Here is a 300-nt window from a genome sequence, read left to right as displayed (position 1 = left end):
GATTTATCAGGCGAATTGAAAGAAATAATGTCGCCGCGTTCCAACAGATCGCTGTTTTTATACATGAGAACCCAGTCGCCATCTGTCAAGGTCGGCACCATGGAATTGCCTTCTACTCGTGCCAGTGAAAAATTGGCGTAGAAGATGAAGATGAGTAAACCGATCAGAATAAGGGCGATACCGGCGATCCATTTTTTGGATAGGCGGCGTTTCTTTTGGATGGGTTTCTTGGGACGCAGGGCCATGGGGGTTTCTACTGGTTCGGCTGGCTGTTTCTGGACAGCCACCTGTTGAAGCGCT

General features: G+C 49.0%; 1 protein-coding gene. It reads right to left on the bottom strand.

The genetic code is table 11. The annotated features are described in order from the left end of the window. Window positions 1-300: S24/S26 family peptidase (locus CS921_RS02705; RefSeq protein ID WP_205527755.1), on the bottom strand; the 300-nt coding region annotated here is incomplete at both ends.

Source organism: Listeria costaricensis (assembly GCF_900183385.1).
Taxonomy (GTDB): domain Bacteria; phylum Bacillota; class Bacilli; order Lactobacillales; family Listeriaceae; genus Listeria; species Listeria costaricensis.
Note: the sequence above shows the minus strand (reverse complement) of the source record. Positions and strands in the feature narration are given on the sequence as shown.